The sequence below is a fragment of the Mesorhizobium sp. RCAM 05099 genome (assembly GCF_059683685.1).
In genome coordinates this window covers 5,628,635-5,643,500 of record NZ_CM185035.1, presented here as the reverse complement: position 1 = coordinate 5,643,500, position 14,866 = coordinate 5,628,635, and the positions used below count along the sequence as shown (strand labels likewise).

The window sequence follows — 14,866 nt, the reverse complement described above, 5'->3', positions numbered from 1 at the left end:
CCGAACACGTTCTGTTTTCTTAAATAGCTAGGATCAGCGAATGTCGGTATCGGTCGTTGCTTGTCCACAACCGGGTCCACCAATTTCATTTGGACAAGAGGGCGTTTAGCTCGGCGCGGCGGAAAGAAGCAGGATGGCGCGCAGAGTCGACATTGCATGAGGATGTCACTATATAGCGGCGGCTTCGACCGCGTACCTCTGGTTGCGCCCACGAAGCAGCAGTAAATGTGCTACGTATTGTGATACCTATTGTGATACAAATCGGTGATTAGAGCCGGGAAAAAACGAATAGAAACAATTAAGTAGGGTCGCAAGCGATCCCAGCCAACGGTACCATCGGCTTCTTCCGTAAGTTATTGATTTTGCTGTTTGATTGCGCGTGATTTCCTCACGCTCATGCGCTAGTCCCGGATCGCTTTCTGCAACGCAGGGGCGATCGCTTCCATTACTACCGACGCGTCCCAAAGGGACTAAGAGATCTCGATGGTCGCGGTGCATTCGTCCGCAGTGCGTTGGACACCTCGGACCGGTTAAAGGCGCGCACAGCACGTGATCTTCATGAGGCTGCCGATAACGCGTTATGGTCCTCTCTCATGCTCGGCGAAAACTCAGAAGCTGCGCGTATTCGTTGCCGGCGCGCTATCAAGCGCGCAGAGGCGCTGGGGTTTGTCTATCGGCCGCTCGCCAACATCCTCGTCGCCGAGCCGCTGGACACCATCCTGCAGCGCGTCGAGGCCACGATTGCAAAACCAGCCAACTCCCCGGCGGTTGACGCGGTCACCGGAACCGTCTCCCGCCCCGATGATAAGATATCGGAAGCACTGAAGCTCTATTTCGACGAGATCGTGCGCGATGAACTTCGTACCAAAAGCGCAGATCAGAAGAAACGATGGAAGGCAAAACGCCAAATGAGCGTCGATGTCTTCATCGCGCTGGTTGGGGACAGGCCGATGGGCGAAATCACGCGCGACGATGCGCGCGCGGTGCACAAATATTGGTTGGATCGAATTGCGCCCGCAAAGGGGAAGGCAGACCGTTCGGCGTCGACCGGCAACCGAAATATGGGGAATCTGCGAACCCTCTACGGCGACTACTATCGCCATCTCGGTTCTCCCGAGCAGAAGAACCCGTTCGCCGACCTATCATCAATGCGGTCCACGCCCTTCTGCTACATAGCGGCCTCCGGACCATGATCGCCGAAACCCCGTTTGATTGAAATTGCGCATTGGGCAATAATGCATGTGTCCCTGCCGCGCGCGATGTGGGAATCGATGCGGCATGATCCAGTTCCGGGGAGGGGTGTCCCGATGACTGCGGCGGTTGCCGACCAGGTGTTCCGGTTTGGCGGGTTCACGTTAGACCTCGCCATGGGCACGCTGCGGGGCGTCAACGAGCCGCTGTTCTTGCGCCCCAAGGCCTACGCGCTGCTCTCGCACCTTGCGCGCAACATGGGCCGGGTCGTTCCGAAATCGGAGCTGATGGATGTGGTGTGGCCGGGTGTCTACGTCACCGAGGATTCGCTGACGCAGTCGGTGCGTGAAATCCGCAAGGTAGTGGGCGACGATATGGTGCGCACCGTCCCCAAGCGTGGCTATATGCTGGTAGCCCAGGCGGAAGCCGCGCCCGAGATCGGCGCCCAGCCGATCGTGGCGGTGGTGCGCTTCCGCAACGAGAGCGGAGATGCGGCCGACGAAGCCATGGTCGACGGTTTCGCCGAGGATCTGATAAACGGTGTCGCACGCTTCGGCACCGTCACGGTGCTGGCGCGGAACTCCAGTTTTTCCTTCACCTCCTTTGGCCGCTCCGAGTGGCCGCAGATCCGTGCTCGTATCGGCGCCGACTATCTGGTGGAAGGGTCGTTGCGCCGTCAGGGCGAGCATGTCGTCGTGGCCGTCAGCCTCATCCATATCGCCACCGCCAGCCAGCTCTGGGGCGACCGCTACCAGTCACAAGGCGATGGCCTGTTCGCGATCGAGCGCGAGATCGTCGAGCAGATCGTCAGCCGGTTGGTCACGCGGGTCGCCAATGCCGGGCTGGAGCAGGCCTCACGCAAGCCGATAACCAGCCTTGCCGCCTACGAGCTTCTGCTGCGTGGCTTCGCGATGTTGCGCGATCCCGCACAGACTGACCAGCGCGGCGCGGAAATCCTGTTCGAGGCGGCGATCGCCAAGGATCCGAACTATGGTCTGGCCTATACCTATCTTGCCCTGGTGCGGGCGCTGGACGGAGAGTTCGGACGCGCCAGCGATGCGGTGCTGGAAAATGCGCGCGACCTTGCCGACAAGGGCCTCGCTTTGTCGCCGGACCAGCCGACCGGTCACCGTGTGCAGTCGCTGATCCGCCTCTATATGCGCGACCACGAAGCGGCGGAACATCATTTGCGCATCGCCCTGCAGCTCAACCCCTACGATGCCGACAGTATCGAGCAGATGGGCATGTTGCTGACCATGCGCGGCCGGCCGCTCGAGGCGCTCGACTGGCTAGCGCGCGGCATCCGCATCGATCCCTTGCACCCGCACTGGTACCAGTTCGACCGAGCGCTGGCGCTCTATATGATGGGGGAATACCGGCAGGCGGCGGAAGCGCTGGAGCTGGCGACGCGTCCGGCGCCCTGGATACGCACAAGGCTGGCGGCCTGCTACGCGCAGATAGGCGACATGGAGCGGGCTCGGCGGCAGATCGCCCTCATCGAAGAGGGCGATCCGTTTTCGCCGATCGACTATGCGCTGCGCGGGGTACCGTTCGAGAACAAGGCCGATGCCGAGCATCTCGCCGAAGGCGTCAGACTGGCCCTCGGCGAGACGACACCCGAGGCCGGTCAATCGACGACGACCACGATATAGCGGCCCTGATAGGCCCGGTAGTAGGTGCCACCGCAACGCCAGACGTCGAAACCGTTGACCTTGGCGCGCACGCAGCCCGCGGGTAATGTGGCGACCCAGGCCGTGGTGTGTCTCAGCACCCGCCATGTGGTGGCGCGGCGAGCAACGCCTGCGGCGCTGCGCGGCGTCCAGGGGGCGCCGATGCGGGCCTCGGCGGTGTTGACCAGCGACAGGACAGGCACGGCGCTGCCGACGATCTCGACGGCGGTGAGGGCGAGGGCGAGCAAAGCTGCGGCCGAGCGGTACGTCTTCATGGATTTCATACGCATTGTCGTTTCTCCAGATGTTGGTTGACGTCCAGTGGGAGGTTGGCGCGACAAGCCGGGCAGTTTCCCGTCCGTCCCGCGGGTAAGCCACGAGCACGTGCTCGCGGTTGTGATGCCGCCGCCGACTGGCATGTCGGCGAGGGCGATATCCGTTCAGGCGGCCAGCGGCCGTGGTTCGACGATGGCCTCCGCGGACTCCGACGCATCCATCGTTTCGACCGGCGCCTTGATCCGGAACCAGGCGACATAGAGCGTCGGCAGGAAGATCAGCGTCAGCACGGTCGCCACCATCAGGCCGCCCATCACCGCATAGGCCATCGGTCCCCAGAACACCGTCGGCGCGATGGGGATCATGCCGAGTATGGCGGCTGCCGCCGTCAGCAGGATCGGCCGCAACCGATGCGTGGTGGCGCTGATCACCGCCGCCCAGGGTTCTTCGCCGGCGGCGATGTGCTGGTCGATCTGCGCGATCAGAATGACCGAGTTGCGGATCACCATGCCGATCAGCGACATCACGCCGAGGATGGCGACGAAGCCCATCGGGGCGCCGGACAGGAGCAGCGCGCCGGCGACGCCGATAATCGCAAGCGGAGCGGTGAGCAGCACCAGCACCAGGCGCTGGAAGCTCATCAGCTGGACCATCAGCACCGTCGCCATGATGAACAGCATCAGCGGGAAGACCACGAAGATGCTGGCCTGCGCCTTGGCGCTGTCCTCGATGACGCCACCCTGTTCGACGCTGTAGCGCGCCGGCAGTTCCGCCTTGAAGGCAGCGATAGCGCTCTCCAGCCGCCGCGACACGGTGGTAGCGTTCTCGCCCGGCGCGACGTCGGCCTGCACCGTCACGGTCGGCAGGCGGCCACGGCGCCAGACCAGCGGCGGCTCGGTCTGGTAGGCGAGCTTCGCCACCTGTTCCAGAGGCACACGCCGTCCGCCCGATGCGCTGATCGTCAGGCCACGCAGCGTGTCGATGCTGGCGCGTTCCGAATCCACGGCGCGGGCGACGATGTCGACGAGATAGGTGTCGTCGCGCATCTGCGTGATCTTCGAGCCCGACAGGATCGCGTTGATGGTCTCGGAGAGCTGCTGCGAGGAGATGCCAAGCGCGCGCGCCCGATCCTGGTCGACCTCGACCTTGATGACCTTGGCCGGCTCGTTCCAGTCGTAGTTGATGTTGCGCACGGCAGCATTGCTGCCCAGCACCTGCGCGAACTGCTGCGCCAGGCTGCGCGTCTTGTCCGGATCAGGACCGCTGACGCGGAACTTCAGCGGCCAGCCGACGGGCGGGCCAAGCTCCAGCGGCGTGACGCGGGCCATCGCATTGTCGAAGCCGGTCGACAGCTCCCTTTCCAGCCGGTCAATCACCGCCTGGCGCACCGCGTGGCCCTTGGTCACGACCACGGCCTGGGCGAAGAAGTCGTTGGCAAGCTGGGCGTCGAGCGGCAGGTAGAAGCGCACCGCGCCCTGGCCGACATAGAAGCTCCAGTGGTCGATGTCGGGATCGGCGGCAAGCAGCTTTTCGACACGGTCGACAACTTCGCCCGTCGCCTTGATCGACGCCGTCTGCGGCAGAGTGAGATCGACCATGACTTCCGGCCGGTCGGACTTCGGGAAGAATTCGTGGCCGACAAAGCCCATCGCCACGACCGGGAGCGCGAACAGCCCGGCTGTCGCCGACAGCACCAGCCACTTTGCCCGCATCGCCGCTTCGAGCAGCGATTGGAAGCCGCCGGCGATGCGCGAGGGCTGGTGGCTGTCATGACCCTTGATGCGATCGGGCAGCAGCGCCACACCGGTGAGCGGCGTGAACAGCACCGCCACGATCCAGGAGACGACCAGCGCGATGCCGACGACAGCGAACAGCGAGAAGCAGTATTCGCCAGCACCACTCTTGGCGAAGCCGACCGGCACGAAGCCGGCGATCGTCACCAGTGTCCCCGTGAGCATAGGGAAGGCGGTCGAGGTGTAGGCATAGGTCGCGGCCGAGATCTTGTCGTAGCCCTCTTCCATCCTGGAGATCATCATCTCCACCGCGATCATGGCGTCGTCGACCAGAAGGCCGAGCGCGATGATCAGCGCGCCGAGGGAGATGCGCTGCAGCGATATGCCGAAATAGGCCATGGTGATGAAGGTGATGGCGAGCACCAGCGGGATGGCGACCGCCACCACGATGCCGGGACGCCAGCCGAGCGCCAGGAACGAGACGGCAAGCACGATGGCGATGGCTTCGCCGAGGCTCTTGGTGAACTCGCCGACCGATTCCTCCACCACATGCGACTGGTCGGCGACCAGGCCGAGCTCGACGCCGAGCGGCAGCTCGGCCGCCATCGCATGCATCTTCTCCTTGACGTTCTCGCCCAGCGCCAGGGCGTCGCCGCCCGCGGTCATCGAGACCGCGATGCCAAGCGCCGGCTTGCCGTTGAAGCGGAACATAGGCTGCGGCGGATCGGAATAGGCGCGCTTGACCTCGGCAACGTCGCCGAGCCGGAAGTAATGGCCATTGGCATAGAAGTTGATGGCCTTCAGGCTCGCTTCGGAGGTGAAGCTGCCCGACACCCGGATGGCGATGCGCTCGGGGCCGGCATCGACCGTGCCGCTCGGTGCAAGCGCGTTCTGCGCCTGCAGCGCCTGGGTCAACGTGCCGACATCGAGGCCGAGTGCGGCAACCTTCTGCGTCGAGAATTCGAGGTAGATCTTCTCGTCCTGCTGGCCGATCAGCTCGACCTTGGCGACGTCGGGCACGGTCAAAAGGCCGGCGCGCAGGCTGGTGCCCAGGTCCTTCAGCTCGCGATGGCTGATGCCGTCGGCGGTGAGCGCATAGATCAACGAATAGGTGTCGCCGAACTCGTCATTGTAGAACGGCCCCTGGACGCCGGAAGGCATCATCGGCTTGAGGTCGTCGAGCTTCTTGCGCACCTGGTACCAGAGCGGCTGCACCTCGTCGGCCGCGACCGTATCCTTGAGGTTGACGAAGACCACGGATTCACCTGATTTGGTGTAGCTCTTGACGTAATCGAGCTTGGGAAGCTCCTCGAGCTTCTTCTCGATGCGATCGGTGATCTGCTTGACCGTGTCGCTGGTCGTGGCGCCCGGCCACAGCGTCTTCACCACCATGGTCTTGATGGTGAAGGGCGGGTCCTCCTCGCGGCCGAGGCCGCCATAGACGTAGAGGCCGGCGAGCGCCGCCGCCACCATGAGGTAGATGACGAAGCTCTTATGGCGCAGCGCCCATTCGGAAAGGTTGAAGCTGGTCATGATGCAACTCCTGTGTTCAGGCGCGCGCTTTCCCGCGCGGCCGGGCTGCGCCGGCTGACGTTTCTGGGGTGTCGGATCTTTGGGCGGCGCCGGCCGGTCAGGCCGGCGCCGGAGGTTCAGGCCAGGCTGTGCATGGTGCCGGCCACGCGATAGGGAGCTCGCTCGGCCGTCCTTGGCCTGATGGCGAGACCCGCGAGATAGCGCTGGAAGCTCGCTGCTTCCTGTACCGGCGAGGCGAGCGCGACATGGCCGTCGGGCCTCACCAGATAGGCGGCGTTGCGCTGCAAACCGGCCTTCCCGGCTGTATCGGACCAGGCGAAGGCGTGGATCGGGATGCCGCTTGGGGCGATCATCGCCCGGAACTCGGCATCGACCTCGCCATAGACATGGACCTGCCAGTCGAGCGAGCGCAGCGGCTCGAAATTGTCGCCGCCCGGCATCGGCACATAGGGCAGGCGGTCGCCGCCGCCGACCTTGCCCGCCATGCCCGAGCTAATCGGCCCGGCGCGGTAGTTGATTGCCGCCTGCGAGATCACACCGAAGAAGGCACGCGAGCCGAACGAGGTGTGCAGCGCGATGTTAAGCACCCTCGGCATGAAGTAGCGCCGGAACAGACCGACGAGCCGGGAGCGGCTGGTGACGAAGCGGAACACCTTGTCGGTGCTTTCGATCAGCTTGCGGGCGAAGGCGATGCGTTCCGGCTCGTAGCTGTCGAGCAGGCGTGCATCGGCTCGGCCCTGCACCACGGCGGCGAGCTTCCAGGCGAGGTTGACCGCGTCGCCCATGCCGGTGTTCATGCCCCGGCCGCCGGCCGGGCTGTGGATGTGACCGGCGTCGCCGACGAGGAACACGCGGCCGGCGCGGAAGCGCTCGGCGACGCGGTGATGGACCCGATAGGTCGAGAACCAGTTCACCTCCTGCACCTTCACCCCGGTGTCACGCTCGACATCGGCACGGATCGCCTCGAAGGGGATCGTCTCGTCCGCCTCATGCGCCTTCGGCACGATGCCGATCAGCCTCACCGAACCGGACTGCCGGACCGGCATGACGATGGCGAAACCGTAGGCACTGATCGTCGTGTCCATGCCGTTGCGGGTGATGTCGCCGCTGCCTTTCACGTCGGCGACATAGAACGACTGCTCGTAGGTACCGCCGGGAAAACCGATGTTCAGCCCATGGCGCACGGCGCTGCGGGCACCATCGCACCCTGCGAGATAGGCGGCGCTGACGGTTTCAGTTCGCCCATCCTTGCACAGTGTGGCAATGACCGCTTCACCCTTGTCCTGGAATGCGACCAGCTCCGTGCCACGCTCGACCTCGACGCCGGCGCGTTCCAGATGCGTGATCAGCACGCGTTCGTGGATGTCCTGCGGCAACGCGAAGGCGAAGGAATAGGGGCTGATGCCGCGGCCGAAATCCGACAGCGGCAGCCTGGCGGCGACGCCGGCCGGGGTGTGGATGGTGAGCCGCTCGATTTTCACACCTGCCTCGAGCACGTCGTCGACGATGCCGATCTGGCGATGGAATTCCAGCGTGCGGGCCTGGACGGCAAGCGCCCGCGAGGTTTCGCCCGGGGCGGCGGCCTTGTCGAAGATGCGCACCGGCACGCCGAGCCTGGTCAGCCAGAGCGCCAGCGTTAGGCCGGTCGGGCCGGCCCCGGCGATGAGGACCTTGGTTTTGGACATGGTCATTTTCCTTCTCCCTCGATGATACGGACTTTTTCGTGTTCCCGCAGCCGGTTTACGCCGGCGGTGACAACCCGGTCACCCTTGGCAAGCCCATCGCTGACGACCACGCGGTCGGTCTCGTAGCGGGCAATGGCGACAGGCTTCAGCTTCACCGCGAAACTGGCGTCGACCACCCAGACGGCCGGCTGGCCATCCTTGTCGAACAGGGCGCTGCCCGGCAGCAGCACGACCGGCGCGCCCGCGATCTCGACGCGGCCGGCGACACTGGCGCCGAAGCGCATTTCATCCGGCGCATTTTCGAGCGAGACCTTCACCTGGAAGGTGCGGGTGGCGGCGTCGGCCATCGGCGCGATCTCGCGCACCGTGCCGGTCGTCGAGATCGCCGGATTGCTGAGCAGTGAGACGGTGACGGCAGGGATATCACTGCCGTGCCCGTCGCCGGCAAAGGCGGCTTCGGCGATCGAGAACACCGCGTCGCGGCTCTTGGGATCGGCGATACGCACCACCATCTGCCCGACATTGACGGACTGGCCTGCTTCGGCGCCGGTGGCGGTGACGATGCCGTCGAACTCGGCATGGAGTTCGGTGTAGCCGAGCTGGTCCTTGGCCATCTCGAAGGCGATGGTCGCCGATTTCAGTTTGGCTTGCGCGGAGCGCAAATTCTTCAGCGTCGCGTCGTGATTGGCGCGTGTGGTAAAGCCCTTGGCGAGGAGCGCGCTGATGCGCGCTTCGGCGGCGCTGGCTTCGACCAGCACGGCCTGTGCCGCCGCCACATCGGCCTCGGCGCTGGCGAGGCGGTTGCGATAATCCTGGTCGTCGATGCGGGCGAGAACGTCGCCCTTCCTCACCAGCGCACCGATCTCGGCGCTGCGTTCGATGAGCTTTCCGGAAACGCGGAAGCCGAGATCGCTTTCCAGCCGCGGGCGGATCTCGCCGATGGCGACGCGGATGTCGGCGTCCTTTGTCGGCGCAGCCGCCATGACCTTGACGAGCTTGGTCTCGGGCGTGGCGGGCCTTGCATTCGATGCCTCGCTTCTCGCGCCGTGCCAGATTACTGCGGCGCCGCAAGCAAGGACGGCAACCGAGCCGGCGACAAGACGGCGCCTGAGCGACTTGTTGTGAAAAAGTGCGGCAATCATGTTGTTCTCCATGACCAAGGGTGCGATCGCCGGGGGAGGATGCGGCGACCGGGAAAATGCTTCAGCTGGGAGGGACAAGGCGTTGCGGCCTGTCTTTCGCCAGCCCGATCTTCTTGCGGTTTTGGGCCTCGGAAATCCCGATCGGTTTCCGAAATTCTTCCGATGTTTTGGGTAAAGCAGTTCGTTTTAGGCAGGTCGATGCCGTAATCCCAAAGGCATCGCGAGGAGATGTATCAACCAAGCGATAGAGTTCCGACGCAAGACTGATGGCGCCGATCACTGATGCGAACAGAACTCCTGCGGCTTCAGAAAATACGGTTCCGCCTTACGGCGGTCAGTACCACGCTGCAGGTAAAATCGGCTTTCCCAGCCGATCATCCCGAAGGCTGCCCGTCCGCATCTGATGCGGTGGACGGCTCTCCTCCCTTCCTGCGGTATGATCGCGGGATCAGAGCTGGAGGAGCGCTATGATGAAGAACGTTACGACGATCGGTCCGGATATTGCGAAGTCCGTGTTTCAAGTCCACGGCGTGGATGCGGCTGGCGAAGTTGCAGTTCGCAGGAAGCTGACCCGTGGGCGTGTGCTGGCATGGCAAAAGCTCACAAATCCCTTGCCAACGGAGAGCCGTCCATACAAGGCCCCAAAAGCTGCCTGTCGTCTAAGCGCCTCATATCAGCCGTTGGCGCGAAACTTTGCGCTGCCTGGGAGCAGACATCGTCTGCCACGATTCGGGCTGTCCGGAATTTTCAGGCCACGTCCCGCCGAACTGGCTTGCGGCCATCAGCCGCGAACACCGCGCTTGCCTCGCTGACGATAGAGACATGATCTCTGGCGGCTTTGCCCGCAGCGACGCCGTCACCGCGCATGATTGCGGTGACGATTAGTTCGTGTTCCTGCCAGGATTTCGCCAGCCGTCCGGGCAACATGAACTGGGCGCGGCGGAAAGGTGCCAACCGGCTGCGGGTCATCACGGTGAGATCGTGGATATGCATGTTGTGGGCGCCGCGATAGAGCCGGGTGTGGAACTCGGTGTTGAAATACTCGTAGTCCTCCTCGGCGCCCAGCCGCACCATCCGCGCCGAAGCCTGGTGCTCGACCTCGAGCGCGCGACGCTCGCTGCTGGTCATGCGCTCGGCCGAGAAGCGCGCGCAGATCGCTTCCAGTTCGGCCATGCTCTCGAACATCGAGGCGAGATGCTCCTGCGTCACGACAGCGACGATGGCGCCCCTGTTGGGCCGCCTTTCGACCAGGCCCATGGCGCTGAGCTGGCCGAGCGCCTCCCTGACCGGGGTGCGTGATACGTCGAAGCGGGCGGCAAGTGAGGTCTCGTCCAGCTTTTCGCCGGGGCGCAGGTAGCCGGTGACGATCCGGTCGCCGATCGCCCTGACCATCTGATCCACGGTCGTGCCCGACCTGATCAAGTTGCGCTTCCCCGACAAGTTTCCTCCGTTGCGTCTTCTCGTGGAGTCGGCCGACTCGTTGGCCGCTTCGACTCGATATGCCCTCTATGCCTCTATTTTAATCTGCCTGTCAAACTGGCTATTTACAAGGCAAAAAGTGCATGCAATTGCCTCAGGTGTGGGCAGGAGCTTTTGATATGATGACTGATTTCATTGGATAAATTTCAATCCGGAAACTGGCACGGTGATTGCATGCACTTTCTTGACGGCAAGTTAACCGACCCGGAAAAGGGTCCTAAAAGGGGAGCACTCACTATGACCGAGAGATTCATGCTTAACCGCCGCCAATTGCTCAAGACCTCCGCCGCAGGAGCCGCACTCGGCCTGGCGTCGGCATCCTTTCCGATCAGCCGCGCCTTCGCCGCCTCCGCCACCGTCGGCTTCATCTATGTCGGGCCGAAGGACGACTATGGCTACAACCAGGCGCATGCCGAAGGTGCGGCGACGCTGAAGGGCATCGAGGGCATCACCGTCGTCGAGGAGGAGAACGTGCCGGAGACGGTCGATGTCCAGAAGACGATGGAATCGATGATCAATCTCGACGGTGCCTCGCTGATCTTCCCGACCTCCTTCGGCTATTTCGATCCGCACATGCTGGCCATGTGCGCGAAATTCCCCGACGTGCAGTTCCGCCATTGCGGCGGCATGTGGGACAAGGCCAAGCACCCGATGAATGCCGGCTCCTATTTCGGCTATATCGGCATGGGCCAGTATCTCAATGGCGTCGTCGCCGGCCACACCTCGAAGACCAAGAAGCTCGGCTTCGTCGCCGCCAAGCCCATTCCGCAGGTGCTGCTCAACATCAATTCCTTCCTGCTCGGCGCGCGCTCGGTGGATCCGACCATCACCTGCCAGGTCATCTTCACCGGCGAATGGTCGCTGGCTGTCAAGGAAGCGGAAGCCACCAACGCGCTGGTCGACCAGGGCGCCGATGTCATCACCTGCCATGTCGACAGCCCGAAAGTGGTGGTCGAGACGGCCGCCGGGCGCGGCGCCTTCGTCTGCGGCTACCACGCCAACCAGAGCCCGCTGGCGCCTGAAAAATACCTGACCGGCGCCGAGTGGAACTGGGCCAAGGTCTACAAGATGTTCGTCGACGATCTCGTTGCCGGCACGCCGTTGCCGAACTTCACGCGCGGCGGCCTGGCCGACGGCTTCGTCAAGATGAGCCCGCTTGGTCCCGCCGTCGGCGAACCGGCGCGCAAGCAGTTCGACGCCACCCTGGCCGAAATGATGAAGGGCGGCTTCGCCGTCATCAAGGGTCCGTTGAAGAGCAACAAGGGCGTCGTCGTCGCCGCCGAAGGCCAGGCCTTCGTCGAGACCGCCATCGAGCTTGAGAGCATGGACTATCTGGTCGAGGGCGTCGTCGGCTCGACCGCGTGATCTGAGGGGAGCGGGGCGATGACGGATACGGTGACAGGAGCCGGTGCGCCGACACTCTTCAGTGCCAGGTTCTATCCAGCGGCACTGGAATGGATCGCGCGGCGGGCAGAGGCGTTCGTCATTCCGCTCGCGGCGCTGATCGTCGGCATGGTGCTATTCAGCCTATTCATTGCGCTTGTCGGCAAGTCGCCGATCCTGATCTACGAGACCATGTGGCGGGGTGGCTTCGGCTCCTGGTTCTCCATCCAGAACTCGCTGTCGCGGGCCGCACCTCTGCTTTTGGCGGCGCTGTGCGTGGCGCTGCCGGCTCGGCTCGGCCTCGTCGTCATCGGCGGCGAGGGCGCCATCGTGCTCGGCGGCGTCGCCGCCGCTGCCATTGGCGTGGCGCTCAGCGGCGCGCCTTCCCCAATAGTCATTCTTGCCATGGGCGTGGCGGGCATGGCCGCCGGCGGCATCTGGATCGGTGCCGTCGGCGCGCTGCGCCACTACCGGGCCGTCAACGAAACCATCTCCAGCCTGCTGATGGCCTACATCGCCATCGCGCTGATGAACCAGCTGGTGGAAGGGCCGCTGCGCGATCCAGCCTCGCTCAACAAGCCGTCGACACAGCCGCTGGCGGACATCTACCGCATTGGCAACATACCGGGCATGGATGTGCATTGGGGGCTGGTGGTCGGCGTGGTCGCCTGCATCCTCTCCTGGGTGCTCATTGAAAAGACCCGCTGGGGTTTCGCCGCGCGCATCGCCGGCGGCAATGTGCGGGCGGCGCAGGTGCAGGGGCTGGCCGTCGGACCGCTCATCGTCGGCTTCACCGCGCTGGCCGGTGGTTTTGCCGGGCTTGCCGGCATGCTCGAGGTCGCCGCCGTCCAGGGCAGCGCCAACGCTTCGCTCGCCGCCGGCTATGGCTATACCGGCATCCTCGTCGCCTTCTTGGCCCGCCACAACCCGCTGGCCATCATCCCGGTCGCCATCCTGCTCGGCGGCATCGACGCCTCTGGCGGGTTGATCCAGCGCCGCCTGGACCTGCCAGACGCCACGGTGCTGGTGCTGCAAGGCATGCTGTTCATCGTCATCCTGTTCAGCGAAACTTTCTACGGCCGCTTCAAGGCCTTCAATCCCGACCTGTGGAGGAGAACCGCCTGATGGACGCGACCGAGATCGGCCTCTGGGGCGTGCCGCTCGCCATCCTCGGCGGCGCCATCCGCGTGTCGACGCCGTTCATCTTCGTCTCGCTGGGCGAAGCGATCACCGAGCGTTCGGGCCGCATCAATCTGGGGCTCGAAGGCACGCTCGTCTTCGGCGCCATGACCGCCTACGCGGTCGCGGTGATGACCAACTCGCCATGGCTCGGCCTTCTGGCGGCCGCCGTGGCCGGCCTGTGCTTCGGCCTGTTCCACGGCTGGATCTGCAAATTCCCGAGGGTGAACGACATCGCCATCGGCATCGCGCTGATGCTGTTCGGCTCGGGCCTCGCCTTCTTCTTCGGCAAGCCTTTCATCCAGCCGAAGGCGCCAAACTTGCCGGCCATTCCCTTCGGCGGCTGGTCCGATATCCCGCAGGTGCAGGCAGCACTCGACGTCAATGTGCTGTTCCTGATCGGGGCGGTGTTGGCGGTCGTGCTGTGGTGGGCTTTCCGCAACACGCGCGCCGGGCTCATCGTGCGCGTCGTCGGCGACAGTTCGGACGCGGCACGGGCCATGGGCCTCAACCCCGATACGGTGCGGCTTGCCGCCACCGGTGTCGGCGGCGCGCTGGCCGGCATCGGTGGCGCCTATCTGTCGCTCTACTATCCCGGCAGCTGGACCGAGCGCATCTCGTCGGGCCAGGGCCTGATGGCGGTGGCGCTGGTCATCTTCGCGCGCTGGAATCCGCTCGGCTGCTTTGCCGCCGCGCTGCTGTTCGGCGGGGCAGGGGCGCTCGGGCCGGCGCTGCAATCGGTCGGCGTCACGCAAGGCTATTATCTGTTCTACGCCGCGCCCTACATCCTCACCCTCATCATCATGATCGCCACCTCGTCGCCGACACGCTCGCTTGCCGGCGCGCCGGGCGAATTGTCGATCACCAAGTAACTGGAGTTTTTGCCATGAACGCCAGAGCCGAGATCACCCAGCGCTACATCGACGCCGATCCCTATCCATGGCCCTATAATGGCGACCTGAGGCCGGACAACACGGCGCTGATCATCATCGACATGCAGACCGATTTCTGCGGGCCGGGCGGCTATGTCGACCATATGGGCTACGATCTGTCGCTGGTGCGGGCGCCGATCGAGCCGATCAAATCGGTGCTCTCGGCCATGCGGGCCAAGGGCTACACCGTCATCCACACGCGCGAGGGCCACCGGCCCGACCTCGCCGACCTGCCGGCCAACAAGCGCTGGCGCTCGCGCCGCATCCATGCCGGCATCGGCGACCCGGGTCCTTGCGGGCGCATCCTGGTGCGCGGCGAACCGGGCTGGGACATCATCCCGGATCTCTATCCCATCGAGGGCGAGCCGATCATCGACAAGCCCGGCAAGGGCTCGTTCTGCGCCACCGACCTGGAGCTGATCCTCAACCAGCGCGGCATCGAAAACATAGTGCTCACCGGTATTACCACCGATGTGTGCGTGCACACCACGATGCGCGAAGCCAATGACCGCGGCTTCGAATGCGTGATGCTGGAGGATTGCTGCGGGGCGACCGACTTCGGCAACCATCTGGCCGCGATCAAAATGATCAAGATGCAGGGCGGCGTCTTCGGCGCGGTGTCGAACTCGAAGGCGCTCGTCGCGCAACTGCCGTGAGGAGGCC

Annotated in this window: 12 protein-coding genes and 1 pseudogene; 7 read left to right on the top strand and 6 right to left on the bottom strand. The window is 64.3% G+C overall.

Annotated features, from left to right (window positions below; all coding sequences use genetic code 11):
- The first annotated feature begins 593 nt into the window (after positions 1 to 593).
- Entirely contained in the window at positions 594 to 1,193 is a 600-nt protein-coding gene (locus tag AC56QQ_RS27810; RefSeq protein WP_497124162.1) for a hypothetical protein, read from the top strand.
- Between the two features lie 114 nt (positions 1,194 to 1,307).
- Positions 1,308 to 2,843, top strand: coding sequence for a winged helix-turn-helix domain-containing tetratricopeptide repeat protein (locus AC56QQ_RS27805; RefSeq protein ID WP_497124161.1), 1,536 nt, complete (start codon positions 1,308 to 1,310; stop codon positions 2,841 to 2,843).
- Here the strand turns inward: AC56QQ_RS27805 and AC56QQ_RS27800 are convergent.
- From AC56QQ_RS27800 to AC56QQ_RS27780, 5 genes are all read right to left on the bottom strand, one after another.
- Positions 2,819 to 3,151, bottom strand: a complete 333-nt coding sequence (locus AC56QQ_RS27800; RefSeq protein WP_497124160.1) for a hypothetical protein — start codon at positions 3,149 to 3,151, stop codon at positions 2,819 to 2,821. The genes AC56QQ_RS27805 and AC56QQ_RS27800 overlap by 25 nt on opposite strands.
- Positions 3,152 to 3,301: 150 nt before the next feature.
- Positions 3,302 to 6,403, bottom strand: coding sequence for an efflux RND transporter permease subunit (locus AC56QQ_RS27795; protein ID WP_497124158.1), 3,102 nt, complete (start codon positions 6,401 to 6,403; stop codon positions 3,302 to 3,304).
- Positions 6,404 to 6,519: 116 nt separating this feature from the next.
- On the bottom strand, positions 6,520 to 8,094 hold the full coding sequence (locus AC56QQ_RS27790; RefSeq protein WP_497124157.1) for an FAD-dependent monooxygenase: 1,575 nt from the start codon (positions 8,092 to 8,094) through the stop codon (positions 6,520 to 6,522).
- A complete protein-coding gene (locus tag AC56QQ_RS27785; RefSeq protein WP_497124156.1) occupies positions 8,091 to 9,230 on the bottom strand; it encodes an efflux RND transporter periplasmic adaptor subunit in 1,140 nt (379 codons plus the stop codon). The genes AC56QQ_RS27790 and AC56QQ_RS27785 overlap by 4 nt, the downstream gene beginning before the upstream one ends.
- Before the next feature lie 61 nt (positions 9,231 to 9,291).
- A complete protein-coding gene (locus AC56QQ_RS27780) occupies positions 9,292 to 9,510 on the bottom strand; it encodes a hypothetical protein (RefSeq protein ID WP_497124155.1) in 219 nt (72 codons plus the stop codon).
- Between the two features lie 190 nt (positions 9,511 to 9,700).
- On the opposite strand from AC56QQ_RS27780, the pseudogene AC56QQ_RS27775 reads away from it, so the two are divergent.
- Positions 9,701 to 9,823, top strand: a pseudogene (locus AC56QQ_RS27775) (IS110 family transposase); the annotation flags it as partial.
- Positions 9,824 to 9,977: 154 nt separating this feature from the next.
- Here AC56QQ_RS27775 and AC56QQ_RS27770 read toward each other — a convergent pair.
- Entirely contained in the window at positions 9,978 to 10,652 is a 675-nt protein-coding gene (locus AC56QQ_RS27770) for a GntR family transcriptional regulator (RefSeq protein ID WP_497124154.1), read from the bottom strand.
- Between the two features lie 294 nt (positions 10,653 to 10,946).
- Here AC56QQ_RS27770 and AC56QQ_RS27765 point away from each other — a divergent pair, with 294 nt between their 5' ends.
- Genes AC56QQ_RS27765 through biuH form a run of 4 tightly spaced genes read left to right on the top strand, consistent with a single transcriptional unit; the run spans position 10,947 to position 14,859 of the window.
- The gene (locus AC56QQ_RS27765; protein WP_497124153.1) at positions 10,947 to 12,074 is read left to right on the top strand and encodes a BMP family ABC transporter substrate-binding protein; all 1,128 of its coding nucleotides are present in this window, start codon (positions 10,947 to 10,949) and stop codon (positions 12,072 to 12,074) included.
- Positions 12,075 to 12,092: 18 nt separating this feature from the next.
- Positions 12,093 to 13,217, top strand: a complete 1,125-nt coding sequence (locus AC56QQ_RS27760; RefSeq protein ID WP_497124152.1) for an ABC transporter permease — start codon at positions 12,093 to 12,095, stop codon at positions 13,215 to 13,217.
- Positions 13,217 to 14,143, top strand: a complete 927-nt coding sequence (locus tag AC56QQ_RS27755; RefSeq protein WP_497124151.1) for an ABC transporter permease — start codon at positions 13,217 to 13,219, stop codon at positions 14,141 to 14,143. The genes AC56QQ_RS27760 and AC56QQ_RS27755 overlap by 1 nt, the downstream gene beginning before the upstream one ends.
- A gap of 14 nt (positions 14,144 to 14,157) precedes the next feature.
- Positions 14,158 to 14,859 (top strand): biuret amidohydrolase, encoded by a 702-nt coding sequence (gene biuH / locus AC56QQ_RS27750; RefSeq protein WP_497124150.1) that lies wholly within the window; start codon positions 14,158 to 14,160, stop codon positions 14,857 to 14,859.
- Positions 14,860 to 14,866: the final 7 nt, after the last annotated feature.

Coding starts and splice junctions, on each gene's coding strand:
- AC56QQ_RS27810 (WP_497124162.1), top strand. CDS start 594: ATGCTCGGCGAAAACTCAGAAGCTGCGCGTATTCGTTGCCGGCGCGCT.
- AC56QQ_RS27805 (WP_497124161.1), top strand. CDS start 1,308: ATGACTGCGGCGGTTGCCGACCAGGTGTTCCGGTTTGGCGGGTTCACG.
- AC56QQ_RS27800 (WP_497124160.1), bottom strand. CDS start 3,151: ATGCGTATGAAATCCATGAAGACGTACCGCTCGGCCGCAGCTTTGCTC.
- AC56QQ_RS27795 (WP_497124158.1), bottom strand. CDS start 6,403: ATGACCAGCTTCAACCTTTCCGAATGGGCGCTGCGCCATAAGAGCTTC.
- AC56QQ_RS27790 (WP_497124157.1), bottom strand. CDS start 8,094: ATGACCATGTCCAAAACCAAGGTCCTCATCGCCGGGGCCGGCCCGACC.
- AC56QQ_RS27785 (WP_497124156.1), bottom strand. CDS start 9,230: ATGATTGCCGCACTTTTTCACAACAAGTCGCTCAGGCGCCGTCTTGTC.
- AC56QQ_RS27765 (WP_497124153.1), top strand. CDS start 10,947: ATGACCGAGAGATTCATGCTTAACCGCCGCCAATTGCTCAAGACCTCC.
- AC56QQ_RS27760 (WP_497124152.1), top strand. CDS start 12,093: ATGACGGATACGGTGACAGGAGCCGGTGCGCCGACACTCTTCAGTGCC.
- AC56QQ_RS27755 (WP_497124151.1), top strand. CDS start 13,217: ATGGACGCGACCGAGATCGGCCTCTGGGGCGTGCCGCTCGCCATCCTC.
- biuH (WP_497124150.1), top strand. CDS start 14,158: ATGAACGCCAGAGCCGAGATCACCCAGCGCTACATCGACGCCGATCCC.